Source organism: Streptomyces sp. NPDC059832, assembly GCF_042731715.1.
Lineage (GTDB): Bacteria > Actinomycetota > Actinomycetes > Streptomycetales > Streptomycetaceae > Streptomyces.
In genome coordinates this window covers 25,999-50,227 of the sequence record NZ_JBHWIY010000007.1, presented here as the reverse complement: position 1 = coordinate 50,227, position 24,229 = coordinate 25,999, and the positions used below count along the sequence as shown (strand labels likewise).

Genomic DNA, 24,229 nt, shown 5'->3' with positions numbered 1-24,229 from the left:
ATGGCTGGAGTCCTTCGGCCGACGGGCCTGCCCCCGTCTCGGAGTTTGTTATGTCGTGGGCCTTGACAGTTGTGTCCAACAGAGCAGAACCTCTCAGGCATTGGAGCGTTCCAAGAACCCTAACGACGACCTCAGGGCGTTGACAACGGTTTTGGAACGCTCCAATGAACTCGTCCATTCGCACAACCGGTTCCGGAGACCCTCATGCCCCGCTCCTCCAACACCCCCGCGACCAAGGCCGCTTCGGTAACCCTGGCCACGGTCGCGCAGCGGGCCGGAGTGTCTCCGCAGACGGTGTCGAACGCGCTCAACTCGCCCGAACTGCTGCGTCCGGAGACCCTGGACCGCGTCCTGCGCACCATCGACGAGCTGGGCTACCGCCCGCACCGAGCGGCGCAGACCCTGCGTACCCGCTCCAGCAAGCTCATCGGCTACGGCATACGTCCCACCGCCCCGGGCACCTCGGCCCCGGTCATGGACCGGTTCCTGCACGCCCTGTCCCAGACCGCCGACGAGGCCGGCTATCGGATCCTGCTCTTCGCCGCACCCCCCGGCAGCACGGGTCTCGACGGATACGAGGAACTCCTCGACCTCCACAGCGTGGACGGTTTCGTGCTGAGCGGCACCGACCGGGGCGACCAGCGCCAGGCCTGGCTGGAGAAGCGCGGTGTGCCGTTCGTGGCCTTCGGCCGGATGTGGTCCGGCCGACAGATCGGCGACTGGGTCGACGTCGACGGCGCCTCGGGCACGGACGCCGCGGTCGAGCATCTGGTGGGTCTGGGACATCGCCGGATCGCGTTCCTCGGCTGGCCGCGCGGCTCCGGGGTCGGCGACGACCGTGCCGCGGGCTGGCAGCGCGCCATGCGACGGCACGGCCTACCGGTGCGCGGCAGACGGGCACAGAGCGTCGATGACATCGCGTCGGCCCAGGCCGCTGTCGGACCACTGCTGGACGCGGGGGCGACGGCCGTGATCGCCGCCAGCGACATGCTCGCGCTGGGCTGCTATCACGCCCTGCGTGAGCGGCGGGTCGTGCCGGGCGCCGACATCGCCGTCGTCGGCTTCGACGACGACCCCATGGCGGCGCTCCTGTCTCCCGGACTCTCCACCGTCGCCCAGCCGCTGGAGGCCGTCGGCCGCGAATGCGTCCGGCTTCTGCTGGCCCGGATGTCGCAGGTCGGCGCTCCGCCCGAACGCGTCCTGCTCGAACCGTCCCTCGTCGTGCGTGACAGCACGTCCGCGTCGGACGACTGAACCACCACCCCCTCGCCCGTTCCACGGGCCACCGATTCACAGCGCGCCCTCTCCGGGCAGCTGAGCCGCAAGCCTCACCCCCCTCATGGAGGAACTCATGGGAACCCGTACGGCCGTCGCCGCGCTCGCCACCTGCGCGGCGCTCCTGACCGCCACCGGCTGCTCGTCCAGCTTCGGCAGCGACAAGGAGCCGGAGCAGGACAAGGCCGCCAAGCAGAATCTGACGGTACTGATCGCCACCTCGGGGGACTCCGAGACCCAGGCGGTCAAGGCTGCCGCCGCCGCGTACGCGAAGGAGTCGGGGAACTCCGTCTCCGTCGAGGTCGCCAAGGACATGAACCAGCAGCTTGCCCAGTCCTTCGCCGGGCACAAGCCGCCGGACGTCTTCTACGTCAACTCCGACCAGTTCGCGAACTACGCGAAGGGCGGCTCGCTGTACCCGTACGGGGACCGGATATCCGACGCCGACGACTTCTCCCAGCAGTTGCGGACCTCGTTCTCGTACGACGGGAAGCTGGTCTGTCTGCCGAAGGACACCTCCACCCTCGGTCTGGCCATCAATACCGACCTGTGGAAGAAGGCCGGGCTGACGGAGAAGGACTATCCCAAGAGCTGGGAGGAGCTGAGGACCGTCGCCGGCAAGCTCACCAACAACGGCGTCACCGGCCTGGTCACCAGCGACGAGTACCAGCGGCTCGGCGTCTTCATGAAGCAGGCGGGCGGCTGGCTCACCGACCCGGACCAGAAGAAGATGACCGCCGACACCGCGGAGAATGCCAAGGGGCTCAAGTTCGTCCAGTCCCTGCTCAAGTCGGGCTCGATGAAGTTCGCCAAGCAGGTGGACACCAGCTGGGGCGGTGAGGCGCTCGGCAAGGGCAAGGCCGCGATGACCATTGAGGGCAACTGGCTCGAAGGCGGCATGAAGCTCGACTACCCCGATGTGAAGTACGCCGTCGCACCGCTGCCCGCGGGGCCGGCCGGCCAGGGCACCCTCGCCTTCAGCAACTGCTGGGGCGTCGCCGCCGACAGCGCGCACCGCGACGCGGGAGTCGACCTGGTGAAGCACCTGACCTCCGCGAAGCAGCAGCTCGACTTCGCCGACGCGTTCGGAGTCATGCCGTCGCGGACGAGCGCGCTCAAGGCGTACGCCGGGAAGCAGCCCGCCGCCAAGGCCTGGGTGGACGGCAGCGCCTACGCGCAGGGCCCGGTGACGATCGCCGGCTTCGACAAGGTCCTGAGCCAGTTCAACACCGATCTGCAGTCGCTGCGCACCGCCGACCCGAAGAAGATCCTCGCCGACCTTCAGCGCAACGGCGAACAGGCGATCGCGAAGGGCAACTGAGCCCCATGCCCTTCCGCACGATGCGCGTGAGCGGTGTCCCCCGTACGACCGGCTCGCCCGGCGCACCTGACAGCGCACCCGGCGAGACCGGCACGACCGCGCAGGCCCGCGCCCGGCGCGCGGGCCTGCGCGGGGAGGGCGCCTGGGGCTGGCTGTTCGTCAGCCCCATGGTGCTCGTCCTCGGACTGTTCATGGTGCTCCCCATCCTGATGGCGCTGTGGGTGAGCCTGCTGCACTGGGACGGACAGTCCAACCCGTTCTCCGGCCAGGCCGATTTCGTCGGCCTGGACAACTACCGGTCGCTGCTCACACAGGACGGGCTCGACCGCACCCTCTTCGCCACGTCCCTGCGCAACAACCTCTACTACGTCCTGCTGACCGTCCCCCTGCAGACGGTGCTGGCACTGGGCCTGGCCCTGATCGTCAACCAGAAGATGCTGCGGGGGCGCGGCGCCTTCCGTACGACGTTCTTCTTCCCGTCGGTCACCAGCTCCATCGCCGTCTCCACGGTCTTCCTCTTCCTCTTCCAAGGCAGCGGAGCCGTCAACTCCATGCTGTCCTGGATCGGGGTCAAGGGACCGAACTGGTTCGCGGACCCGCGCGGGGTGCTCTCCCTGGTCCTGGGAGGTCTGGGAATCGTCGATCCCGAACGGCCCGCCGGCCTGCTGGCAGATCACTCCGCACTGGGGCTGTCGTGGTTCGAGTGGCTCTCGGGCCCCTCGGTTGCGATGTGCACGCTCATCCTGCTCGCCGTGTGGACGACCTCCGGCAGCTTCATGCTGATCTTCCTCGCGGCGCTCCAGAACATCCCGCGGGAACTGGAGGAGTCGGCGGCTATGGAAGGGGTCAACCGCCGTCAGATGCTGCGGTATGTGACGCTGCCGGCCCTGCGCCCCGTGCTGTTCCTGGTTCTGACGCTCGGGCTGATCTCCACCTGGCAGGTGTTCGACCAGGTGTACGTGATGGGCCAGGGCGCTCCGGGCAATACCACGCTCACGCCCGCCTTCCTCTCGTACTCGGCGGGCTTCGACAACGCGGACTTCGGGCAGGGCGCGGCGATCGCGTTCATCCTGCTCGCCCTGATCCTCGTCCTGACCGCGTTCCAGCGCTGGGCGCTGCGGGAGCGCGGCGTACGTACCAGGAGGAACCGATGACCGCCGCCGCTACGTCCGTACGCGAACGCGCCCGTCGCGCCCAGCACGACCGGGGCCGTCCCGTCCTGAGCCGATTCCGCCTGCCGTGGCGACTGGTGGGGTACACCGCGGTCCTCGGGCTGGGACTGCTCTATCTGCTCCCGTTCGTCCTCCAGTTGGTGACGGGCTTCAAGACGGACCCGGACGCCGCCGCGCACCCGCTGGCCCTGCTGCCGACCACTCCGACCACGGCCGCGTACCAGCGGCTGTTCGGGCTGAGCCGGGCCGCGGACGGAGTGCCCTTCCTGCGCTGGCTGGGCAACTCCGCTCTGATCGCGGTGCTGGTGACGGCGGGCCGGGTGCTGTTCGACTCCATGGCGGGGTACGCGCTGGCACGGCTGCGTTTTTGGGGCCGCTCGGTGCTGTTCGGCTTCGTGCTCGCGGTGATGGCGGTGCCCGGCGTGGCCCTGCTCATCCCGAAGTTCCTGGTGCTGAACACCTTCGGTCTCTTCGACACGTACACCGGCATGATCCTGCCGCTGCTGGTGGACGCGGCGGGCATCTTCATCATGAAGCAGTTCTTCGAGTCGGTGCCGCGCGAGGTGGAGGAGGCCGCACGGGTCGACGGGGCGGGCGTGTTCCGGATCTTCTGGTCCGTCGTCCTGCCCATGGCCAGACCGGCATTGATCACCCTGACGATCCTGTCGTTCCAGGGATCGTGGAACGAGTTCACGCACTTCCTCGTCAGCACGCAGTCCGGCCAGTACGAGACGCTCACCACGGGCCTGGCCCGCTTCGTCTCGGGCGGACTCGGCGGCGGAACGCAGTATCCGCTGAAACTCGCGGCGGCCCTGCTGTCCACCATCCCGGTGGCCGCGCTCTTCTTCTGCTTCCAGCGCTACTTCGTCAACGGCGCCAACGCGGGCGCGGTCAAGGAGTGAGCACCGGCCGGACGGGCCGCCCGGCGACATCCTCAGCCGGTAGGTCACCGACCCGGTGGCCGACCACCGGGTCGGCTTGCTCCGCAGCCGGCGGTTCGGGCGCCGGTCAACAGGAAGGCCGGCGCCGGGGCCGGGCAGGCAGCCCGCTCACGTATTCAGCAACCGGTTGAAGAACGACCGGTAGCGTTGCAGCGCGACACGCAGTTCCTCGGTCGGTACCTGCTCGCCTCGCTGCCACTGGCTTTCGAGCCCCTGCTTGTGGTCGGAGAAGGTCCTGGCGAGTGCCTGCATCACCTCCGCGACCAGAGTGTCCGCAGCACTGACCGCTTCCCGGGGATCATCGACGAAGTCACCCTGGATCCGCTGCCACCGGCTGCGGAACTCCTCCTGCTCCCTGCCGACACCGAGAAGGGGCTCGTCCCCCTCATCCCCGTCTCTGCTTCCGGCGGCGGGCGCGGCGCCGGAAGGCGGTGCGTGCGGTGACTCGTCCTCACGACCGTGGCCCGGGTCAGTCGTCGTGGCTTCCCCCGGGAAGGTCGGTGGCACTTCGGTCGGGGCCTCGCGGACCTCTGGCGCCGAGGCGTCCCCACCGCGTAGATCGTCAGTGGACAGGTTGCTTGCATCGGCCCCGAGGGGGTCCCGGTGTCCCGTCGCCATGGCTCTTCCTCCATCCGATCCGGCGCCTTCGGCGGGTAGCGGCCCGGACCGGAGGCGCACCTGGCGGTTCTTCCTCGCTACTCCCGCGGCCGCCCGCCATTGTGAAGCAGTTCGTCGAACAGAGCCCGGTAGTGGACCATCGCACCCCGTAGCTCTTCCGTGGTCGCCTGGTGACGGCTGCTGCGGTCGCTGACCTCGTGGGCGGTGCGGTAGTTCTGCAGAGTGCGGCCGTGCTCGACCGACAGATCGCTGACCTGCTGCTCGTATCCCTTGGTCGGATAGCCGCGCTCGCTCATCAGCGCGGTCACGAGCCGGTCGGCTTCGTGGACCGCGTCGTCGGGATGGTCGACGAAACGCTCCTGCGCCTGGCTCCAGCCCTGGGCGTACTTCTCCCGATCCGTCGCCGAGAGCGGTTTGATCTCCAGCGCGTCATGGCGCTGTTCCCGTTCCCTCAGTTCGTGTTCCGCGGCCGGCCGGCTCTGTTTCTCCTCCACGAGCCGCTCGTACTCCGGGCCGAACTGTTCCTTCAGATGGCGTCTGCGCGCAACCCTCCATGCTACGAGTGCGCACACCAGCAAAACGACCACTACCGCAACGATGATCGCTATGAGGGTTCCGGTCGACATGGCTCCTCCGCTCGCCGATCACCGAGAAACGAAGAATTGCCAGAGACGTTCCTGCGGTCTTCCCTCCCCGGGTCACGTCATTCATCACTCACCGCTCCCGGCGGAATCCGCCGGTGGATGACGCCGAGTGGCCTTCGGGAGCCGACGAGGGTTGCCCCGTCGCTCTACCAGTAGTGCCTTCGACCGGCGACCGCGTGTCCCATCCCGCCCAGGATCCACAGAATCAGACCCACCACGGCGAGAATGATTCCGATCGTCCACAGGATGGAGATTCCGGTCACGAAACCGATGACAAGCAGGATGACTCCGAGAACGATCACGACACGCTCCGATCTCGTGTGTTCTCCTTTCACTGTGTCTCCCGTGAGCCGTCGCGGCAACTGCCGACGGTCCGAGGGTTTCGTGCCGGGCAGGAGCAGCGGGTCACCGCCGGCGCTGCTCCCCCCGGAACCGTGCGAGCCACTCATCGCACCACACGGCTCATGCAAGCCCCACGCACGCGCTCGGCTGCGCAGAGTTCCCTATCGCTGCCTGACAGCGATCACGGTCGATGTCGTCTTCCGGATCGCGGGTTCAGGTAACGATCTCACCGGCCCAGCTGAATTCGAGGAGCGACCGGGGCAGGTACTCCGACTCGATTTCGAGGGGGAATCCCGCGTCGTGGGCGAGACAAGCGACGGCGAGGGGGCCGAGGGCAACGAGGCCTTCTGCATCCGTGGCCCGTTCCTCGGCCGCGGACCAGTACTCCGGGGGGAGCTCTCCGCGCGTGCCAGCATCCTAGCGATGATGGTCTGCGCGGCCGTGGTGAACGCCGAGGGGGGCTTGGCGTCCTGGCCGAATGCGCCGGTCGTCGACAAGCCAACGGACAGGAGCCGGTGCGGTGGCTCCGCGGTCACCCATATCTGCACCGCGCCGTTGATCAGCATCCGCGCATGGCGACCGTTCACCGATGCGGTTCCCGCCTGCCGCCACTTCCCCGCCGTCCCCTCCGAGACCGCACCGGCCAACGCGCTCGGGGTCAGCTCGGACGCCGGAAGCAGGCCCGATATCCGCTCGGGAGGGTTTGCGATCCAGGTGTCGGCCAGAGAGTCCGCGCTGCCCGGCTCGTCCCACAGCCACCACTGCCTGTTGCCGCGCAGTAGGGTCCGGCCGTTCCCGACGGCGATCTACGCCTGTGCTCCGTAGGCGCGACTCAGCGTGCCGTAGGACGTGCCGTCGCCTCTCACCGTGACGCGCACGCTGGTCGTCACGCCATCGCTGTCCGCCACGGTGCCTGCTTAGGTGACACCTCGCCAGGAGCGCAGGCCGTCCGTGGCCTCGGTCGCCATCTCCTGAGGTGTCCGGGCCTGCGGCCACACCAGATATGCCGTCAGAACCGCGCCGAGCAGCACCAACAGCGAAACCGCGCTCCAGCGCCGCGTACGGGTGGACAGTGCCCGCGCGACACCGCTCCTGAATCCCCGAAAGCGGAACCGCGGTGGCCTCTCGTCCCCTCGCACCCTCAACTGATCACCGGATACGGGAAGTTGAACTCATGTGTCCATCCGGTTCAGCCCGGTCGTCCAGGGCGGCCACGGCACCGGACACGAGCCGTACCAGCGCACCCGCCGTCGCCTTCGAGGCGGCAGGCGCGGAGCATCGTCCAAGTGTCCCGGGCGAGCGAGGGACGACCGTCAGGCCGACAGGGGGATGCCGGGTCGTACACGTGCGCCCCGGCGTGAGGGGCGCCCCTTGTCTCTCGTCAGGGTGCCGTGCTTCGGGTCCCCGCCGGGTACGTGCTGTGCAGCAGTTCCAGTCGGTTCTGGACGGCTTCGACTGCCCCGGGGCGTCGGCCAGGTACGTGGTGACGCAACGAGGCCAGGGGCAGGCCGAGTTCCAGGGCCCGCTGCGGGTCGCGAAGTTCATGCCACTGGTGGTGGGCGCGGTCCACGGCGCCTTCCACGGCGGGGTCGTCCGGGGGCTGTTGCCGGGCGAGGCGGGCGTCGGCGGCTGCCATCCACAGCTCGCAGCTGCGTGCCGGATCGTCGGCCAGACGAGCGAGGTCGGCCCGGACCTCCAGCCAGTGGGTGGCCTGCACGGAGCCCGCACCGTGGGTACGCAGTGCCCACCCCTCCCACATGGCTGCGAGCGACGCGGCTTCGCCGTGCCGCCCGGCGTGGGCGGCGGCAAGAATCGCAGGCAGCGGATCCTCCTTGGCCGCCTCGGCGCTTTCCCGCATCGGAGGAGGCGCTGTCGGACCAGAGGCTGGGGCCGGATATGGCTGGTTCGGGATCTGGACAGCGGACGCCGCGGGGGAGAGGACGGCCGTGTTGTCGATGGCCAGGAACAGTGCGTCGTGGGAGCCGGCCTGTGCGGCGACCTGTTCGTGGAGTTGGGCGAGCGGCGGGTTGATGCCACTGCGCCAGGTGGTGGCGAGGGCCTTCAGGTAGGCCGGCTCCGCGATTTGACGGCGGCTCGGCGGCGGGGTGACTCGGCCGTACACGCGGATCCCATGGCCGAGGACGAGGCCCTCGGTGCGGAGCTTCTGCCAGGCGTCCTGGGTGGCGACCAGGTCGATGATGACGGTGGTGGTGCCCGGCCGTCGCAGTTTGAGTTCGCCGGCCAGCCAGTGCCAGGGCAGTGCGGTGTAGCGCAGGGTGGTCGGCGTGGTCCGGGCGAGTGCGAGGTGGATCAGGTGCTGTTTGTGGTCGAGGTGGAGTTGTCCCGTCACGTAGAGGGTGAGTGGGCCGGATGCGGCGGCTGCGGCGCGGATGCGGGTGAGGACGGTCTGCGGGTCGGTCGGGTCGGCGAGTTCCACGATGGTGGCCGCCGTCGTGCCGGTCAGGATGCCGGGCGCGACCGCCGCGAGCGTGGGCAGGGCGCTGGTTGCGTCGATGAGACAGCCTTTGCCGGCCGGGGCTGCCGCGATCAGCAGCGCAGTCCCGGATGTCGTGTCCTCCCCGTTGATCATCACAACAGCACCGTAGCCGCTGCCCGGCGTGCGAACGTAACCAGCCACCAACTCCGGCCCGATGACTGGGTGGGGACTGTCATGAGACTGCCCGGTTGTCAGCGTGTCCGTGGCTGGGAACAGCCGCCGCGATGCCTCCCCGCCGCAAAGGGAAGACAGCCCCACTCCCGGCTTCGGTCGATCTTGGTTCGGATCGGCTCGCCTGCGAGGTGGAGGGCTTCCGCCTCCTGCTGGACCGCCGGATGGGGACACTGCCGCCGGTCCTGGTGAGAGATGAGAACGCGACCACTCCGCGGTACGACAGGACCTCCGAGGTCGCTGAGGTCCCTGAGGTCGCCGACGAGCCGAGCGAACAGGTCGAGCGTGGCGCCCGACGCGCGTGCGTCACCGTCACGGCTGTCGGCCCGTCACTTCGTTCGAAGCCGGCGTAAGTGTCCGCCTCGCCTCCGTCCCCCGTGGCGGGTCGAACAAGGTCTACCGTCGCACCACTTACCGCGTGCGGCTCGACCATCTGCTGGAACCGCTCAGCGTCCAAGGAGACGGCTGCACCGTCCACGAACCGCATCAACCAGAGGCTGTAACTCACAGGCCCACTCTTCCATCACCGTGATGCTCCCGACGACGAGAGAACCACGGCGGTCGTCGTCCTGTCGCTGGGTGTACGCATCGCCCTTGCCCCGTGCGCCCAGCCCGGCCAGGGTCGGCCCGTGGACAACCACGACGTCGCATCCGGACCGCCTCGCTCACCTCGCCCGCCTTGCCTCACATCGCCTTGCCTGCAAGGTCGCTCGGATATCGGCTGCCACAACGGTGATGGCCTACTCCAGGCCCCACCCGAAACTCAGGCCACCCGTTTCACGGGGAGCCTTCGCATCGCAGCCGTTGCCCTGCACGTGCGAGGCTGCGCTGGTTCGGTGGCTACTCCTTGCCGCTGTCGGTGGGGAGCGGAGCCGGACCGAGCGGGGTGAGGTCCTCGACCGCCTTCCGCACCTCGCGCATTTCGTTCCGCAACTCCGCAACGGCCTGCCGCACTTCTGAATTCAGCACCTCCCCGCCGACGCTGAGCCGGTCCCGGGCCCCGCGCAGGCTGACACGCATTCGGCCGAACTCGTCGACCACGGTTTTGTCGTACCCTGCTGGGCGGCCTGCCCGTTCGCTTCCAGCTTCTCGACGCCCTTGCCCAGGGTGTCCCGAAGATCGGCCCCCGTGGTCAAGACGGTGGTAGGCGGCATCGTCGGCATGCTGGTGAAGTCGGCGTCCTTGGGCCGTGGCATCTGCCCCCCATTGTTGCGTTCGGTAGTTGATCGAGTTCACTCCGTATGCTGCCCAAGTCGGCCGTGTCCTGCGCGCGATACGGATGAACCCACTCTCCGATCGGCACCATCCGGCCAAAAGTGCCGCAAAACAGCTGATCCGATGAGCCTCGGGGCCCCGGAAGGGGCTACGGGAGCGGTGCGGTCCTGGTCGGCTCGATGGTTGACGTGGAGCCGCGCATCGGTCCTCCGGGCGGCTGGGCGGTCCCCGCGGACGGAAATGATCCTGCCCGGTGGACCGCGATCACTGGGCAGTCAGTGCCGGCCGCCGCCCCGGCGATCCACGGAGAAGCGGGACGGGGGCGTGCCGAAGGCGCGGGTGAAGGCGGCGGTGAACGCCGCGGGAGAGGCGTAGCCGATACGGCCACTGACCTCGCTGACCGACCCGGTGCGGAGCAGCGGGACGGCCGCGAGCAGGCGGGCGCGGCCCCGCCAGACGGCTGGGCTGTCACCGGTCTCGGCGCGGAATCGCCGGGTGAAGGCCCGTTCGCTCATGGCCGTCCTGGCGGCCCACGCGGCGTTGGTGGCGTCGGCGTCCGGGGCGGCAAGGTACTCGCGGCAGAGCACCGCGAGGTCGGCGGAGGCGGGAATCCCCACATGGAACGGGAGCGGGGCACGCTCGGCGATCTCGTACAGGAGGAGCTCGGCGACGCTTCCCTCACGCCCGGACAGGCTGTAGTCGACCTCGAAATCGGCAGCGGCCAGGAGCAGCTCGCGCAGCAGCGGCGGAACGTCCACCACCGTGCAGGTGGCGGGCCACCAGGGGACGGCGCCCGGCTCGATGTACAGGCTCCGGGTGCTCACCTCCAGCATGTGGACCCGGTGCCGCGTATTCGGCGGGATCAGTACGGCGCGCTCGGGCGGAACGGTCCAGGTCCCCTCGGCGGTATCGACGACCATGACCCCCGTGGCGCCGTGGAGGAACTGCGCACGGCGGTGTTCGTGCCAGTCCAGTACGTGGCCGGGCGGGTAGTCGGTGCCGATCGGCAGGACGGCTCGGTCGACGTGGTCGACATCGGCCAGCGGGACGTTCTTCACCCGTCCATCGTAATGGCTGACACGCGAAGGAACTGTGCTGACCATCGCATGCGAGTAGAACCTCGGAGCTGATGGAGTGAGGTCATGGACTTCGTGATGTTGATCGGGGTCGGGCTCCTCACCGGGGTGACGACAGTGTTGTTCGGTTTCGGTGGAGGGTTCGTCGCCGTACCGGTCGTGGTGTGGGCGGACGCCGTACTCGGCGCGGACGCAATGCGGGTGGCGACGGCCACCTCGGCCCTGGTGATGGTGGTGAACGCAGGGTTCGCGACAGCCGTCACACCGCGGCGGGTGCTCCTCTCGCTCCGCGGCAGCGGCACGCTGCTTCTCCTGCTGGCGGTCGGCGCCTCGGCCGGCGCGCTCGCCACGCGCCTCGCTCCGGCCGCTCTGGCCCACTGGGCGTTCGTCGCGTACGTCGCTCTCACCATTGCTGACCTGCTCCTGCGCCCGGGATTCCTGCGCCCGAACACTCAGGTCGGGACGACATCCGACGCCCCGCGTCCGCTGCCGGCCGCCCTTGGCGCGCCGATCGGCGCGGTCGCCGCCTTCCTCGGCGTGGGCGGGAGTGTCATGACCGTCCCCGCGATGCGGCGGGCCGGGCACGCGATGCATGTGGCGACTGCGCTGGCCAACCCCCTCACCCTCGCCATCGCGTTGCCGGCCACCGCGGTGTCCCTGTACGTGGCAGCGGTCCCCACCGCCGCGCACACGCAGGTGCATCTCGTGGGTCTCATCGACCTCCGCGCCGCCTCGGCGCTGCTCCTGGGGGCGCTGCCAGTGATCGCGGTGCTGCGCCGACGCCCGCCACGGATCCCCGACCGCACCCACGCCTGGGCCTACATCGGGCTGCTCCTCATGGTGACGGTCGCGATGCTGCTCGTGGTCTGACCGGCCGTTTTGCTGCGGATTGATGTGTGTTGCCGAATCTCTTGGGGTGACGGTGTGGCTTCGCGGTGGATGGGCCATGGACTTCTTCCTCGGTGAGATCACGCGCGAGCATGAGGACATCGACTGGTTCGTTTGGGCGGACGATGCCGGTGCCCTGGCGGGAGGCTTGCTGCGGCACGGTTATCAACCGGTGCCAGGGCCGCCGCCTGACCCGCAGCCCGATTTCGCCAAGGACGGACTGGAGAACAGCTTTACGCTCCTGGGCCGGGATGCGGCCGGCCGCGTGGTGGTGGCCGGGGGCCCCTGGGCCGGTGCGCCGTGGCCCGAGGGAATGCTCGATGCCGGGCCGTATCGGTGGTCTGCAGTGTGCGATCGTCCGTCCGCAGGCCCAGATCGAGATCAAGCGGATGATGCCCGTCTGGGATCCTTCCCGGCCTCGGCGGACCAAGGACGCCGAGGACATCGCCCGGCTGGAGGCGGCCCTGTGCGTACGGGGCGAGCGGTCCGAGTGACGTTTCTTGGGCATCGGTCGTCCCTTACTGTGGGGCAGTGGCGGAGCGGCCACGAGTACGCGGGACCAGACGACGGCGAGGGACGGCTGCTGCTGCCATCATCGGCAAGGGCGCCCGGCCGGTGGTGAGTTGGCGGCGGGCCCAGATGGTGCTGCTGCGCTACTTCAGCCTGGACGGTACGGACCACGCCGACCACGAAGAGCAGGGAGACATGAGCCGCAACTACCTCATCTGGTGAAACCACGACGCCGACGACCAACGTCTATGTGCTGTTGCCGGATCGGGCCGGTTGTCTGCCGCGGTAAACCGCCACACAGGCTTGGTGACTTCTGGCGCTGGTTCCGTAGTCGATGGAACGGGCTTCGAGCGTGTGCGTTGCCGCCGAGTACGGCTCGGCGGCAACGCGGCGCTCGACGTTCAGTCCTGGACCTCAGTCGGGGCAGCGAACGAGATCCAGGTATCGGGCGGCAGGTCTGGGCGACCCGGTACCGGTCTGCGTTCCTCGGTCCATGCCTCGCCAGCGACCTCGGTGGCGACGCGGCGCCAGAATCCGACTGCGGCGATGTTGCCCTCCTGAAAGGCGACCTCCCACGGCCCCGGGTACCGCGCCGCGACTTGCCGAACGGCACACAGCCCGATACCCGTCCTACGCACGCCACGCACCACGAAGAAGCTGCTCAGCACGCGCGTCGGGCCAGTCAGGCCGCGAACGAGAGCGAGACCAACAGGGAACTCGCCACTGGACAGGAGATAGGGCGCCCAGTCGGCCTGTGTGAAGGCGGCGTGGAGCCGATCGCTGCGGAAGGTTCCGTCCGGGTCGGGCAGCACACCGCTGAACGCCGACATGTCATGTCGGAACAGTGACCAGAGGCGCTCCAGTGTCGGTCGGTCGGCCGGATCGGCATGGCGCACGGATACGTCGGTCATGGATCTCCTCCATGTTTTGCGGTTCGGTGGTGGCTGGGGCGTCTCGGGGTTGCTCGTCCGCGGCAGGACGGCGATGGCTGCCCCGTGTGCCCGAGGGCAAGGCCGCCGGGGCATGAAAAAAGCCTCCCTGGCGGAGACGTGGCCCGGCCGGGAAGGCGTAGTACTGACAGACAACTTATCAGGCTCACGGAGGCGCCTCGCTCTTGCGGGGCCCGATTACCCGGGGCAGCATCGGCTGATCTCCGCGACGTACTCGGTGCGGGAACCACCGCGTGTGCGGTCCCAGTTGCCCACGCGGCTCCGGTGGGAACAGAGCAGGCGGCTGAAGACGTAGGCCGACAACCCGGGGGTGATCTCATGAGCGAAGTGTTCCGTGCGATCCGGAGTCGGATGCCGATCCTGGGCAGTCGAAGGCGTCGGAAGCGCCTGCGCGGCAGAGGTAGCTCGGCGAACCCGGCTCAGGACAGCACCCGGGACTCGCTACCGTTCCCCGGCGTCCTCAGCTGTCGCCGGACTCGACGCCTCCTCGCAGCCCCCACTCATCAAGGCCGGAGTAGATCAACGCAACGCGACCTCTGGGAAAGGAGAGGGACTCGGCCTCCCCTGAATAGACGGCCACCAGCGAGTCGGTTCCTCGCCACCAGGTGTCCGCCAGGCCCATCACCTCGCGCACCGGCTCGTAGCCGTCCAGGTCGATGCCGTCGACGTCATCGCCGACGAGCTTGGTGACCTGCCTTGCCCACATGGATGCATGGTGGGCCAGTGCGAGCGACTCCACCCAGCCCTCGACGGTCACATGGAGGGGCGTCCACCGATCTGTATGAATGCCGAACTCACCGGACGGCCCGATCATGAATGAGTAGGGGACCGCGGTCCGCTGCATCCCAGCCTCGAACCACCACCCTTCAGAGTCCGAGCCTTCCGGCGAGTCCGGATCGAGGTACTTGGGGCCTCCGTCGTACCGTGGTGCGGGCGGCAGGAGCAGACCGCCCCATCGCTCTTGGAAGGCGACCATCCGGTCGATCACTGCCGCTGGGATGTCTCGCTCCAGCCACCACTGCCTGTGCCCCTCGACGGGCCGAACATCGACCTTGACGCCATGCGTGCCGACGAACGATCGAGCCCGTCGGGTCAGGCCGTCGGGCACATCGTGGATGAGGTGAAGATTCACCAGGAGGACGTTACCCAGTAGCCGTGGGGGAGAACGTCCCGGGGGCTGGCCTGCATGCCCGGCATCGACCGGACCCCCGGTTCGTACACCTCGAACCGCAGACGAAGTCGGCCTGGAACGCGGGTGTCCCGCGGTGTCCTCAGGGTCGGTGCGGTGGCGAGCGCACGGCCGGCAGAACTGTCGAGCAGTGGCACGGCGATGACGCGGTTGAGCTGAGCCACGATGTCGGCGGCGGACCGAGAAGGGTGGCGGTACTCGCCCGCTTCCAGGAGAAGCACTGCCCGGTCAGGCAGCAGCCGAATCGGTAGATCTGAATTCCCGCACAGCGGCGGAGCCTCACCGAATCGGTCAGGGACCAGCGAGTTCCGCCGAGGCATCCCGGCTGGCCAGGGCGGCTTGGCGGGCCTGGAAGATGGCCCGGAGCGCTTCCTGCCCGTCGACTCTGTCCAGTTCGGGCTCCTGGGAGAGGAGAAGACGCGCCTTGGCTTCGACCTCGCCCCAGGCGCGGCGACTGCGCCGGTTGGCCGCGCATCTCACGTCGCTGCGGAGGAAGCCCGAGCCGGCTGCGAGTCCGGCGGAGACCAGCGCCAGCAGGGCCGCGGGGACGCGGGCGTCCGCCGATGCGAGTCCGGCGGCCCCGGAGACACCGGCGAGGACGGCCGTCGGGAAGCCGAGTCCGATGTCGACGACGGTCCAGAAGCCCACGCGCCGGTCGGCGTTGCGTACTTCGCGGCGCGCTTCCGCCAGGAGGTGCTCCGTCTCGACCCGTAGACGTGTCGGCCCGTCCGGTGGGGCTCCGTTCTGCTGCTGTGCGTCGGCATCGGTCACTGCCCAAAGATCCCAGCCGGTCGGCCGGTGCGTCAGCCGAACGACATTCTTGCTGCGAACGGAAGGCCTCCTTCGGGGCTGCAGCCGTTCCGCGCGTCTCGTGCCATTGAAGTCGTCGTCGACCCGTGCCTGCGGGGATGTTCCGGCAGCCGCTCCAGGGACCCCGCAACCGCCTGGCCCTCCCCGGCAGGAGAGGGTGCATATGCCATCCGTCGGTGAGCGCGGGCGTCCCGGCGAGCTCGCCGCCCCCGTCGCCGACGCGATCAACGGAAGGGAGTTGACCGACGCCTGGCAGAACATCACCAACTGGCTCCAACACAACACCCCCGACCCCCACGCTGCGCTGCGCGCGCGTCGGCGTGAGCTGTGGTCTGTGATGCCCGTCAGCAGTCCGGGGACATGGCGGTCGGCCCCAGGCACTGCGTCCCGGGAGGGACGAGGTATGCGCGGACGGCCCCGTATCCACCGACCTGTCCCTGGGCCGGAACCGCCTTCCAGAGGGTCCAGGCGTTCGTGCAGCCCTCGGCCCACCGCTCGTGCAAGTGCGGCCTGAAGTCGTCGGGCTTCGTCCCGCGGTTTGCTGCCGCCGCTGGAAGAGGCCTTCCGGGGGTACCGCATCGACCGGAGGCTGCACGGTCCGGTCGGTCATCCGGAGCACGCGGGCGACGCGCGACAGCGGTGTTCTTCGCCGAGCATTCCATGGACGGTGGCGTGCTTCTCGCGGGCTCGGTCGGGGTGCGGATGAACACTGTGCTGTGGCGCGTGAAGGCCAAGGCCTGATTCCCGGACCCGATGGCCGACCCGGACCGGGCTGCCACCGGCTTCGGCCAGGCCCTCACTCGTCCGGCGTCCGAACGAGAGCCCTTCACTCCGCGTTCATGTCCTCTGGGCGTCGAAGGAGGCGAACATGTCGAGCAGCGGCTGCGGTGCGCGCTCATTGAAGATGATCTCCAGTCCCTCCGCGGACTCCCTCGCGGTTTCTTCGCTGCGGAGGAAGAGCGTTGCTTCGTAGGCGGACAGGGCCGCCTCGATGTTCCCGGAGTGCTCGGCCAGGCACCGCCCGAGGTCGGCGCCGTCGATCAGGGCGAGGTTGGCGCCCTCGCCGGCGAACGGGGACATCAGATGGGCCGCGTCGCCCAACAGGGTCACGCCAGGCACGCGTGCCCAGCGATGGCCCAGGGGCAGGGCATGGATCAGCCGGGGCACCGGAGCGCCGTCCGCGTCGGTGATCAGTCGCTGCAGTTCGGGAGCCCAGTCGGAGAATTGCTTCAGCAGGGCGGACCTGACGGCCGGGACGTTGGTGAAGTCGAGGGTGGCGACCCAGTCTTCGGGGGCGCGCAGAGCGGTGTAGACGTGCAGGCTGCCATCGGGTTCGCGGTGGCCGAGAAAGCCCTTGCCGTCGCCGAGGGCGAAGAACATGCCGCGGCCGAGCAACTGCGCGGCGGCGGGGTGACGGTTCTCGGCGTCCAGGAGATCGAGCTCCACGAAGGAGATCCCGGCGTACACGGGTACAGCGTCCGACAGCAGGGGACGGATACGCGACCACGCACCGTCGGCGCCGATCAGCAGATCGGTGGTGAAGTTTCCGCCGTCGGCGAGCATGACCTCGTGGCGTCCATCGCCCAGGGGCCGGGCGGCGGTGACCTTGGTGTTCCAGCGGACGGTGTCGTCCGGAAGGGAGTCGAACAGGAGGTTGCGCAGGTCGCCGCGGTCGATCTCGGGCCGGTGGCCGGAGCCGTCGTCGGCTTCGTCGCGCAGGACGCGGGCGTGCTTGTCGAGGATCCGCAGGGCCTCGCCGCCGTGGTGGACCTTGGTCAGGAATTCCTCGTGCAACTGTGCGGCACGCAGCGCGGCCTGTCCGGTCTCGGCGTGTATGTCGAGCATGCCGCCCTGGGGGCGGGCCTGTGCAGAGGCATCGAGGTCGAAGACGGTGGAGCCGATGCCGTTCACGTACAGGACGCGCGCGAGCATCAGTCCACTCAAGCCGGCACCGATGACGGCTATGGGGTGGTGGGGAGTACTGGTCATGGTGGTTGTCCTCATTCCTCTCGGAGCGGCAGAAGCAAGTGGCGACGACGCGTCACTGAGCGGTGCGCGCAGTGACGCGGATGCCGTTGATCACGGCGTGGAAGACCCAGGCGAGACGCTGCTCGGGGAGACCGGAGACGAGGTCCTCGCCGAGCGCGGCGATGCGCGGGTTGGTGTCGGAGGAGGCTTCGCGCAGCGCGGTGACCAGGGCGTTGTTTTCGGCTTCGGCATCGACGGCCTGGGTACGGGTGGAATGTTCCGCCGCGGTCGCGGTGGCCACCTGCAGCAGCACGTCCACGCCCCAGGCGGCCTGAGCGTCGGGCACATGGCCCTCGTGCAGGAGGGCGAGCACGGCCTCGACCAGGGCCAGATAGTTCGGGCCGGAGGGACGGGCGACCAGCGCCGACTGGGCCAGGCCGGGATGCTCGAACAGCACGTTCGTGTAGGAGACGAGGACCTGCGTCAGCCGCTCACGCCAGTCGCTTTCGCCGTCTGCCAGGGACAGCTCGACGGAGCCCAGCAGTGCCTCCAGGATCGCCGCATGCAATTCGGCCGTGCTGGCCACGTAGACGTAGAGCGAGGCGGGGCCGGTATCGAGTTCCTGGGCGAGGCGACGCATGGTGACGCGCTGCAGCCCCTCGGTTTCCATCAGACGGACCGCGGTGGCGACGATGCCCTCGTGCGTGAGGGCGGGCTTGGCGGGCCGCTCGCGGCGGCTGCGGGGGGGCGGGGAGCTCGGCATGCATCTCAGTATAACGAACATGTTCGTTACGAACATGTTCGTGCGCCTCAGGGGTGAGGCGAGCATGGCTGCCACCGCGACCTCGCACCGGGGGAGTGGGCCGGCCACCGCAAGGGACCCGAAGCGCCCACGCCCTGAAGCCGCCCTCCCGGCGCAGCCCTTGACACCTGCACCGGGGCGGGCGCATGGCGTGCGGTCCGTGGCGTGCGGCTCATGTGGGGGTGTTGTCAGCACCACCCCCACACGGGCCGCAGGCCACCTGACCCGCCGCCGACCGCGCAGCAGACTCTTCCCCAGCACCGGCAAGGACCCGCCGGGCACCGACCACGAACGGGGAAGAGCGATGACCAGTCACACACGCCGAAGGATCCTCCAAGGTGCGGCACTCGCGGCGGCCGGCAGCGTCGTCGGAGGCTACGGTCTCGGCCACTACGCCACCGTGGCGCAGGCCGCCACCCGTGGCACGGCAACCGGAGGGAAGCAGTCGTCCCCGTTCCTGGCGGGCGCCTTCGCCCCGGTAACCGAGGAACTCACCGCGTTCGGCCTCCAGGTGACCGGCCGGGTACCGCACGACCTGGACGGCCGCTACCTGCGCACCGGCCCCAACGCACTAGGCGTCGAGGACCCGCGGGCCCACCACTGGATGCTCGGCGACGGCATGGTGCACGGGGTGCGGCTGCGCGGCGGGCACGCCGAGTGGTACCGCAACCGGTGGGTACGGTCCTCGCAGGTGACGCGGAAACTGGGCGAGCAGTACCCGGGCGAGGCGCCCCCGGACGACTTCGCCTGCAACACACACGTCATCCCGTACAAGGGGCGCATCCTGGCCCTCCAGGAGAGCGGACCACTGCCGTACGAACTGGACGGCGAGCTGAACACGGTGCGGCCCTACGACTTCCGCTCCACGCTGGAGGGTGCGTTCACCGCACATACCAAGTACGACGCGGCCGCGGACGAGTTGCACGCGGTGGCGTACTACCCGACCTGGGACCACGTGCGACACCTCGTGATCGACCGGACCGGCCGGGTGGCACGGACCACGAGGATCCCGGTGGCGGACGCGCCGATGATGCACGACTTCGCTCTGACCGGGAAGTATGTGGTGATCGTCGACGTGCCGATCACCTTCGACATGGCGGCCGCCGAGGCAGGCGCACCCGTGCCGTATGTCTGGAACCCGAAGCACCCGATGCGGGTGGGAGTGATGCCGCGGACCGGCGGCGCCACCCGCTGGTTCGAGATCGATCCGGTGTACTACTCGCACACGCTGAACGCCTACGACCAGGGCGACACCATCGTCATGGAACTCACCACCATGCCCGCGCCGTTCCACGCCGCAGGCCGGGGCAATGGCGGGCCCTCCGCGACCGGCACCCCCGCGCTCGACCGCTGGACCATCGACCTGCGTGCGGGCCGCGTCCGCAGCACCCGGCTCGACGACCTGCCGCAGGAGTTCCCCCGCGTCAACGAGTCCCTGGTGTCGCGGCGGCACCGCTTCGCGTACGCGGCGAGCGCGGCGGAGATGTGGCGTGCCTACGAGACGCTCGACGGGGTGCCGCCGGACGACAAGTTCACCAACTGCCTGGTGAAGCACGACATGTTGCGCGGCAGCCGACAGGTGCATCGCTTCCCGGACGGCGCGGCGGCCGGGGAGCCCGTGTTCGTGCCGCGCCGCGGGGCACGGGACGAGGACGACGGCTACCTCCTGTCCTATGTGCACAACCCCGACCGCGGCGCGAGCGACCTGGTGATCCTTTCCGCGCAGGACTTCACCGGCCGCCCCCTGGCCCGCATCCACCTGCCGGGGCGGGTCCCGCTCGGCTTTCATGGGAGCTGGGTGCCTGACGCGTGAGGGAGCCACCTCCTGGGCTCCACGGCGGTGCCGGCTGCACTCGCTCGGCCAAGACCCCTGCCATCGGACCTGGATTCGCCGTGGTCGAACGGCCTGTCGCCGACGCCCCGCAACGAGTGCGTTGGGCCGTGTCTCATAGTTGATCTTGTGGCGCGAGGAGAGGCAACCGATACGGCTTGGTCGCGGAGAGGACCGCTGCTTCCGCAGAGCGACGGTGCTGGATACCGGGGGTGGAACGTCGTTGGTCGGTGTTTCGCGCGGTTGGAGCAGTTCCGTGTCGTGGCAATTCGGTTCGGCGAGTTGGCTGTCCGCTACCGGACCGGGGTCGTCATCGAGGCACTGGTCCTCTGGCAGAGATCGGACGATTGACATCGGCTCTCAGTCGGAGTTGAACCAGACCAGTACCCCGGGACCGTCCGGCGTGACCACTGGCACCCATGCCTCGTCGGCCTCATGCATGCGGCTCTCGTCCAGGCGAAGGTCGTGCGGCTCCTCAGTGTGTCCATCACATGCCCAGTACGAGATGCCGCCGACGATCTGGCCCAGCCTGTCCCGCTCATCGTCCGGCCACGGGTAGTTCCAGGTGCCGGCACCACGGAAGCCCTGCTCGAACAGTTCACGAAGCGCGTCCAGGGCGTCGGCGCCGGCTACGGGGACGAGGAAGCCCTCGACCTGGCCCTGCCGACAGGCTGTGCCCCCGTATTGCTGCTGATAGAAGACCCCCGTCCGGGCCTCCACGACCACATACAGCCACCCATCGGCCATCCCGTCGGGATCGAGGAAGACGAATCGTCGAGAGCTCATGGCGGCAGCCTTCCGGGCCGCGTCCACGAGTTCAACGGCATTTCGACACCACAAGATCAATCATGAGACGCGGCCTGGTGCGATGAGCATGTCTGACGGGATCGCCTGGATAGGCGCACACAGCACCACAGATGAATCCGCCGCCCAGCCCGGAATGCTCGGCGGGACATCGCTGACCCGTGCCCGCGGCCTCGACGCGGACGCGTTCCTCATCGCGCTGGGTGCAGACCTTGATGAGCTTGACACGCGTACCCCGTACAAGAATCTTGCCGTACCGGGTGGGCGGCCGGGCAGGCCGTCGCCCCGCGTCAATCCCGTCCCCGTCACGTACGGGACGTACGGGGACTGGGTGTACGTGCTGGAGGACTGGGGGACGGCGACGTGGGCGACCGGGTACCGGGACAGTCAAGTCGATGCGGCCCCATCCGGACGAGGAGATCGTCTGCGTGACGATGAACCGGTGGAGCCCACCGTCGGTGATCAGGCAGGCGCCGGGTGACGAGCACGCTTGGCGGGCCGACTTCGGACAGGACACGAGTCAGTCGTCCGCCTTGGATACGGCACTGCGTGCAGCGGGCGTAGTGTCCCCGTCTTTGCCGGACGAAGACGAGGCCGAAGGGGTGGCGTACTACGAGGAGCGCAGGGGGCGTCTCTCCACGGCTGTGTTCACCGCCATCGGCAACTACTGCGAAGTGTCCATCGACCCGACCGCCGTCCAGGCCCGTGACCTGCCGTCGGTGTTGATCCCCATGGAGCGATGAATGCACAGGACCGGCCCCCACCCCGTCAGGGCATTTCATTCGGAGCATCGGAGCATCGGAGCATCGGAGCATCGGAGCGTCTGGATCGGATCGAGCCGTTGTTACCCGATCGGACGCCGAGGCGAGGTGGCCGGTGGCGTGAGCACCGACAGATGATCGACGTGATCGCGTGGCAATGCCACACGGGCTCGCCCTGGTTGGCCTGCCTGTCCCGACGGTCACCGGACGTTCCGGAACCACGCCGGAAGCGGTCCCATCTACCTGGCCGGACTCCACCTTGCCGGCACCTTCCTCTGGTCCGCACGGTGATCCGAAAGAGGGCCTTTAACCTTCAGTGCGGCGGCGGTACGTGTTGATCAAGACGCCGGACGGTGTCGGCCGCGTGGCGGTAAGCGTCAGGTGGCGAGGGCTCTTGCCATCGGCGAAGAGCTGCTTCCCGCTACCCAGGATGAGAGGCAAGACCAGCAGCCGGTACTCGTCGACGAGGTCGTACTCGATCAGGGTTCCGAGCAGCCCTCCGCTGCCCAGCACCACCGTCTCGGTCTCGGATGCGGCCTTGATACGGCTGACCTCCTCCGCCAGATCTGCGCCGAGGAGGGTGGAGTTCGCCCATCTCAGATCCCTGAGCGTGTGGGAAGCCACGTACTTGGGCATCGCGTTCATTGCGGCCACCGCGGGGTCGTTCAAGTCGGCATCCGGCCATGTGGCGGCAAAGATCTCGTACGTCCTGCGGCCCAGGAGCAGGGCTCCGGCACCAGCCGTGGCCTCGCTCATGAACCGCTCCACCGCCTCGTCGACATAAGGCAGCACCCAGCCGCCTTGATCGAACCCACCGTCCCGGTCCTCGTCGGCCGAGAGGACCGACTGCATGACGCCGTCCAGCGATACGAAGTTGACCACGGCAAGCTGCCCCATGTGCTGCTCCCATCTGTGTGCTTGCTTCACCGATGTTGACCGCACACAGGAGCGGGACTCATCGGTCGTGCCGGCACTCTCCTTCTGGGCAGCGCGTCGATCCTGAAGAAACGGCCGCGGCGAATTCCACGGGCCGTTGCGACACGAGTGGTCAACTGGTGGTTCTCAGGAGCTGAGCGAGGCACTCGGCCGGGGCCTCCCAACCGAGTGTTCTGCATGGATGGCTGTTCAGCCCAGCGCCACGGCATCCAGCTCCTCGCGGCTGTATCGGTCCGGGTCGGTGCCTTTGAGGGAGGTGCTGCCGCAGCAGGCCGTTCGTGCATGTCTCTCGACATGCGGGGCCGGCGCCTGGAGGACTGGCGCAGCAGCGGGTTCTGTCTGATCCTGCGCGGCTTGGGTCGCGGTCTGCGGGCGTCAGCGCGGTGCTGGGCGGCGCAGGGCCGGTAATACGTCCGTCCGTTGGGCAAGCACGGTGCGGCTACGGCGTACTTCCCTGCTGATGGTCGAGGTGCTGCGGCCCAGCTCGGCGGGCAGCCACGCTTCTCGGTGCAGTCCGCCGGCACCGGAGAAAGACCGAGCACTTCGTCGACCAGGTCGGCGACGAACCGGGCGAGGCGGTCCTCGGGCAGCCAGTCGTCCAGCGACGGAGGCAGCAGCAGGACCTGGTGCGGGTCGAAGGCCCGAAACGTCCTGCCCACCGCCACCGGACGGCCCCGAGACCTCATCTTCTCGACCGGCCCGACCTCGGACAGTCCGCCCCTGCCGCGCATATCGTGATCACCGCGCATGAAGGATCGCGAAGCGCCGGCGGATCGCCGCCGCCGGGCCTTTGTGCGTGGCAGCGGTCAGCCTTGTTGGCGGAGGTCCAGCATGTAGAAGACCTTGTCGTAGCGGTGTTCGCGGACGGCGACGAAGTCGGGCAGACGGCCGTATTCCGTGAAGCCCAGCGACCGGTAGAGGCGCAGGGCGTGGGTGTTGTCGCCACGGGCGTCCAGGGTAAGGACCTCGATACCCGCCTCCCGGGCGTCAGCGATCAAGGCGGCGGTCAGCGCCCGACCGACGCCACGACCATGGACAGCAGCATCTACCGCGATCTTCTCCAGATCGGCGTGTGGCCGATGGGTCGGTCGGCCGTAGCGGAGCCAGTACCCCAACCCGACAAGCCGACGGTCGAGGTAAGCGGCACGCAGGGCCGCATCCCCGGCCTGCACCGCAGAGACGACGTGGCCGAGAAGTTCCGCCACCTCATCCCGCGAGGGCGGTTCGACCCAACCCAGCGCGGCACCTCCACTGACCAGGTCCGCCAGGATCTGGTGGGCCGACTCCGTAAACCGGACCTCCAGCTCCGGATCGGAGGTCAGTTCCATGGCGTCAAGGATTGCGGGCTCAGTGGTTACATCGCTGGTGATGGCCGGCTTCATAGTCGGCAGCCTAAGGGCTGTCCCGTAATCCCTGGTGGATCAGCGTGCGGCGTCAGATGCGGTGCGTCGCAAGGCGGAGGGACGCCCGAATACTGGATGTATTCGGGCGTTCCGACAACGCGGCGA

The 24,229-nt window shown here is 68.7% G+C and carries 24 protein-coding genes and 4 pseudogenes; 12 read left to right on the top strand and 16 right to left on the bottom strand.

Going from position 1 to position 24,229, the window contains the following annotated elements; genetic code table 11:
- Positions 1-204: 204 nt before the first annotated feature.
- The 4 genes from ACFV8T_RS14445 (at position 205) to ACFV8T_RS14430 (ending at position 4,670) form a co-directional block, all read left to right on the top strand.
- Positions 205-1,254 carry a LacI family DNA-binding transcriptional regulator gene (locus ACFV8T_RS14445; RefSeq protein ID WP_385327453.1) on the top strand — a complete coding sequence of 350 codons (1,050 nt, stop codon included), beginning with the start codon at positions 205-207 and terminating at the stop codon, positions 1,252-1,254.
- 97 nt (positions 1,255-1,351) lie between these two features.
- Positions 1,352-2,596 carry an extracellular solute-binding protein gene (locus tag ACFV8T_RS14440; protein ID WP_385327452.1) on the top strand — a complete coding sequence of 415 codons (1,245 nt, stop codon included), beginning with the start codon at positions 1,352-1,354 and terminating at the stop codon, positions 2,594-2,596.
- Between the two features lie 5 nt (positions 2,597-2,601).
- Positions 2,602-3,750 carry a carbohydrate ABC transporter permease gene (locus tag ACFV8T_RS14435; protein ID WP_385327450.1) on the top strand — a complete coding sequence of 383 codons (1,149 nt, stop codon included), beginning with the start codon at positions 2,602-2,604 and terminating at the stop codon, positions 3,748-3,750.
- A complete protein-coding gene (locus tag ACFV8T_RS14430; protein ID WP_385327448.1) occupies positions 3,747-4,670 on the top strand; it encodes a carbohydrate ABC transporter permease in 924 nt (307 codons plus the stop codon). Before ACFV8T_RS14435 ends, ACFV8T_RS14430 begins: the two co-directional genes overlap by 4 nt.
- Before the next feature lie 147 nt (positions 4,671-4,817).
- Here ACFV8T_RS14430 and ACFV8T_RS14425 read toward each other — a convergent pair whose 3' ends face one another.
- The 4 genes and pseudogenes from ACFV8T_RS14425 to ACFV8T_RS14410 all read right to left on the bottom strand — a co-directional run.
- Entirely contained in the window at positions 4,818-5,327 is a 510-nt protein-coding gene (locus ACFV8T_RS14425; protein WP_385327447.1) for a hypothetical protein, read from the bottom strand.
- A 77-nt stretch (positions 5,328-5,404) separates the two neighbouring features.
- Entirely contained in the window at positions 5,405-5,953 is a 549-nt protein-coding gene (locus ACFV8T_RS14420; protein WP_385327445.1) for a hypothetical protein, read from the bottom strand.
- Positions 5,954-6,117: 164 nt separating this feature from the next.
- Positions 6,118-6,273 carry a DUF6131 family protein gene (locus ACFV8T_RS14415; RefSeq protein ID WP_385327443.1) on the bottom strand — a complete coding sequence of 52 codons (156 nt, stop codon included), beginning with the start codon at positions 6,271-6,273 and terminating at the stop codon, positions 6,118-6,120.
- Positions 6,274-6,526: 253 nt separating this feature from the next.
- A pseudogene (locus tag ACFV8T_RS14410) lies at positions 6,527-6,640 on the bottom strand (Imm49 family immunity protein); the annotation flags it as partial.
- Between ACFV8T_RS14410 and ACFV8T_RS14405 the strand changes: the two are divergent.
- Positions 6,614-7,138, top strand: a complete 525-nt coding sequence (locus tag ACFV8T_RS14405) for a hypothetical protein (protein ID WP_385327441.1) — start codon at positions 6,614-6,616, stop codon at positions 7,136-7,138. The pseudogene ACFV8T_RS14410 and the gene ACFV8T_RS14405 sit on opposite strands and share 27 nt — an antisense overlap.
- A 556-nt stretch (positions 7,139-7,694) precedes the next feature.
- Here the strand turns inward: ACFV8T_RS14405 and ACFV8T_RS14400 are convergent.
- The 3 genes from ACFV8T_RS14400 to ACFV8T_RS14390 form a co-directional block, all read right to left on the bottom strand.
- Complete coding sequence (locus ACFV8T_RS14400; protein ID WP_385327889.1) at positions 7,695-8,903, bottom strand: hypothetical protein; 1,209 nt, start codon at positions 8,901-8,903, stop codon at positions 7,695-7,697.
- A 918-nt stretch (positions 8,904-9,821) separates the two neighbouring features.
- The gene (locus ACFV8T_RS14395; protein ID WP_385327439.1) at positions 9,822-10,022 is read right to left on the bottom strand and encodes a hypothetical protein; all 201 of its coding nucleotides are present in this window, start codon (positions 10,020-10,022) and stop codon (positions 9,822-9,824) included.
- A gap of 449 nt (positions 10,023-10,471) precedes the next feature.
- A complete protein-coding gene (locus ACFV8T_RS14390; RefSeq protein WP_385327438.1) occupies positions 10,472-11,254 on the bottom strand; it encodes a helix-turn-helix domain-containing protein in 783 nt (260 codons plus the stop codon).
- Positions 11,255-11,338: 84 nt separating this feature from the next.
- Between ACFV8T_RS14390 and ACFV8T_RS14385 the strand changes: the two genes are divergently transcribed.
- From ACFV8T_RS14385 to ACFV8T_RS14370, 4 genes and pseudogenes are all read left to right on the top strand, one after another.
- Complete coding sequence (locus ACFV8T_RS14385) at positions 11,339-12,142, top strand: sulfite exporter TauE/SafE family protein (RefSeq protein WP_385327436.1); 804 nt, start codon at positions 11,339-11,341, stop codon at positions 12,140-12,142.
- A 22-nt stretch (positions 12,143-12,164) separates the two neighbouring features.
- Positions 12,165-12,266 (top strand): annotated as a pseudogene (locus ACFV8T_RS14380) (nucleotidyltransferase domain-containing protein); the annotation flags it as partial.
- Positions 12,267-12,480: 214 nt separating this feature from the next.
- Positions 12,481-12,654 carry a hypothetical protein gene (locus ACFV8T_RS14375; protein WP_385327903.1) on the top strand — a complete coding sequence of 58 codons (174 nt, stop codon included), beginning with the start codon at positions 12,481-12,483 and terminating at the stop codon, positions 12,652-12,654.
- 139 nt (positions 12,655-12,793) lie between these two features.
- Positions 12,794-12,892 (top strand): annotated as a pseudogene (locus ACFV8T_RS14370) (transposase); the annotation flags it as partial.
- Positions 12,893-13,071: 179 nt separating this feature from the next.
- Here the strand turns inward: ACFV8T_RS14370 and ACFV8T_RS14365 are convergent.
- From ACFV8T_RS14365 to ACFV8T_RS14345, 5 genes are all read right to left on the bottom strand, one after another.
- Positions 13,072-13,581: a GNAT family N-acetyltransferase gene (locus ACFV8T_RS14365; RefSeq protein ID WP_385327435.1), complete on the bottom strand. Its 510-nt coding sequence runs from the start codon at positions 13,579-13,581 to the stop codon at positions 13,072-13,074.
- 499 nt (positions 13,582-14,080) lie between these two features.
- Positions 14,081-14,728, bottom strand: coding sequence for a hypothetical protein (locus tag ACFV8T_RS14360; protein ID WP_385327433.1), 648 nt, complete (start codon positions 14,726-14,728; stop codon positions 14,081-14,083).
- Positions 14,729-15,100: 372 nt separating this feature from the next.
- The gene (locus ACFV8T_RS14355; protein ID WP_385327432.1) at positions 15,101-15,580 is read right to left on the bottom strand and encodes a hypothetical protein; all 480 of its coding nucleotides are present in this window, start codon (positions 15,578-15,580) and stop codon (positions 15,101-15,103) included.
- Positions 15,581-16,456: 876 nt separating this feature from the next.
- Positions 16,457-17,608 (bottom strand): FAD-dependent oxidoreductase, encoded by a 1,152-nt coding sequence (locus ACFV8T_RS14350; protein ID WP_385327430.1) that lies wholly within the window; start codon positions 17,606-17,608, stop codon positions 16,457-16,459.
- Positions 17,609-17,660: 52 nt separating this feature from the next.
- Positions 17,661-18,350 carry a TetR/AcrR family transcriptional regulator gene (locus tag ACFV8T_RS14345; RefSeq protein ID WP_385327429.1) on the bottom strand — a complete coding sequence of 230 codons (690 nt, stop codon included), beginning with the start codon at positions 18,348-18,350 and terminating at the stop codon, positions 17,661-17,663.
- Positions 18,351-18,693: 343 nt separating this feature from the next.
- Here ACFV8T_RS14345 and ACFV8T_RS14340 point away from each other — a divergent pair, with 343 nt between their 5' ends.
- Positions 18,694-20,202: a carotenoid oxygenase family protein gene (locus tag ACFV8T_RS14340; protein WP_385327427.1), complete on the top strand. Its 1,509-nt coding sequence runs from the start codon at positions 18,694-18,696 to the stop codon at positions 20,200-20,202.
- Positions 20,203-20,580: 378 nt separating this feature from the next.
- Here the strand turns inward: ACFV8T_RS14340 and ACFV8T_RS14335 are convergent, their stop codons facing one another.
- Positions 20,581-21,006 (bottom strand): DUF6210 family protein, encoded by a 426-nt coding sequence (locus tag ACFV8T_RS14335; RefSeq protein WP_385327426.1) that lies wholly within the window; start codon positions 21,004-21,006, stop codon positions 20,581-20,583.
- A gap of 88 nt (positions 21,007-21,094) precedes the next feature.
- Here ACFV8T_RS14335 and ACFV8T_RS14330 point away from each other — a divergent pair, with 88 nt between their 5' ends.
- Together ACFV8T_RS14330 and ACFV8T_RS14325 are read left to right on the top strand one after the other, a co-directional pair.
- Positions 21,095-21,505, top strand: coding sequence for a hypothetical protein (locus tag ACFV8T_RS14330; protein ID WP_385327425.1), 411 nt, complete (start codon positions 21,095-21,097; stop codon positions 21,503-21,505).
- A gap of 94 nt (positions 21,506-21,599) precedes the next feature.
- Entirely contained in the window at positions 21,600-21,767 is a 168-nt protein-coding gene (locus ACFV8T_RS14325) for a hypothetical protein (RefSeq protein ID WP_385327423.1), read from the top strand.
- A gap of 324 nt (positions 21,768-22,091) precedes the next feature.
- On the opposite strand, the gene ACFV8T_RS14320 is transcribed toward ACFV8T_RS14325, so the two are convergent.
- The 3 genes and pseudogenes from ACFV8T_RS14320 to ACFV8T_RS14310 form a co-directional block, all read right to left on the bottom strand.
- Positions 22,092-22,682 (bottom strand): dihydrofolate reductase family protein, encoded by a 591-nt coding sequence (locus tag ACFV8T_RS14320; protein WP_385327421.1) that lies wholly within the window; start codon positions 22,680-22,682, stop codon positions 22,092-22,094.
- A gap of 524 nt (positions 22,683-23,206) precedes the next feature.
- Positions 23,207-23,434 (bottom strand): annotated as a pseudogene (locus ACFV8T_RS14315) (IS1182 family transposase); the annotation flags it as partial.
- 93 nt (positions 23,435-23,527) lie between these two features.
- A complete protein-coding gene (locus ACFV8T_RS14310; RefSeq protein ID WP_385327420.1) occupies positions 23,528-24,103 on the bottom strand; it encodes a GNAT family N-acetyltransferase in 576 nt (191 codons plus the stop codon).
- Between the last annotated feature and the right edge of the window lie 126 nt (positions 24,104-24,229).

Bases quoted from the DNA above. Each gene is read 5' to 3' on its own strand.
- ACFV8T_RS14445 (WP_385327453.1), top strand. From the start codon at position 205: ATGCCCCGCTCCTCCAACACCCCCGCGACCAAGGCCGCTTCGGTAACC.
- ACFV8T_RS14440 (WP_385327452.1), top strand. From the start codon at position 1,352: ATGGGAACCCGTACGGCCGTCGCCGCGCTCGCCACCTGCGCGGCGCTC.
- ACFV8T_RS14435 (WP_385327450.1), top strand. From the start codon at position 2,602: ATGCCCTTCCGCACGATGCGCGTGAGCGGTGTCCCCCGTACGACCGGC.
- ACFV8T_RS14430 (WP_385327448.1), top strand. From the start codon at position 3,747: ATGACCGCCGCCGCTACGTCCGTACGCGAACGCGCCCGTCGCGCCCAG.
- ACFV8T_RS14425 (WP_385327447.1), bottom strand. From the start codon at position 5,327: ATGGCGACGGGACACCGGGACCCCCTCGGGGCCGATGCAAGCAACCTG.
- ACFV8T_RS14420 (WP_385327445.1), bottom strand. From the start codon at position 5,953: ATGTCGACCGGAACCCTCATAGCGATCATCGTTGCGGTAGTGGTCGTT.
- ACFV8T_RS14400 (WP_385327889.1), bottom strand. From the start codon at position 8,903: ATGATCAACGGGGAGGACACGACATCCGGGACTGCGCTGCTGATCGCG.
- ACFV8T_RS14385 (WP_385327436.1), top strand. From the start codon at position 11,339: ATGGACTTCGTGATGTTGATCGGGGTCGGGCTCCTCACCGGGGTGACG.
- ACFV8T_RS14375 (WP_385327903.1), top strand. From the start codon at position 12,481: ATGCCGGGCCGTATCGGTGGTCTGCAGTGTGCGATCGTCCGTCCGCAG.
- ACFV8T_RS14365 (WP_385327435.1), bottom strand. From the start codon at position 13,581: ATGACCGACGTATCCGTGCGCCATGCCGATCCGGCCGACCGACCGACA.
- ACFV8T_RS14350 (WP_385327430.1), bottom strand. From the start codon at position 17,608: ATGACCAGTACTCCCCACCACCCCATAGCCGTCATCGGTGCCGGCTTG.
- ACFV8T_RS14345 (WP_385327429.1), bottom strand. From the start codon at position 18,350: ATGCCGAGCTCCCCGCCCCCCCGCAGCCGCCGCGAGCGGCCCGCCAAG.
- ACFV8T_RS14340 (WP_385327427.1), top strand. From the start codon at position 18,694: ATGACCAGTCACACACGCCGAAGGATCCTCCAAGGTGCGGCACTCGCG.
- ACFV8T_RS14335 (WP_385327426.1), bottom strand. From the start codon at position 21,006: ATGAGCTCTCGACGATTCGTCTTCCTCGATCCCGACGGGATGGCCGAT.
- ACFV8T_RS14330 (WP_385327425.1), top strand. From the start codon at position 21,095: ATGTCTGACGGGATCGCCTGGATAGGCGCACACAGCACCACAGATGAA.
- ACFV8T_RS14320 (WP_385327421.1), bottom strand. From the start codon at position 22,682: ATGGGGCAGCTTGCCGTGGTCAACTTCGTATCGCTGGACGGCGTCATG.
- ACFV8T_RS14310 (WP_385327420.1), bottom strand. From the start codon at position 24,103: ATGAAGCCGGCCATCACCAGCGATGTAACCACTGAGCCCGCAATCCTT.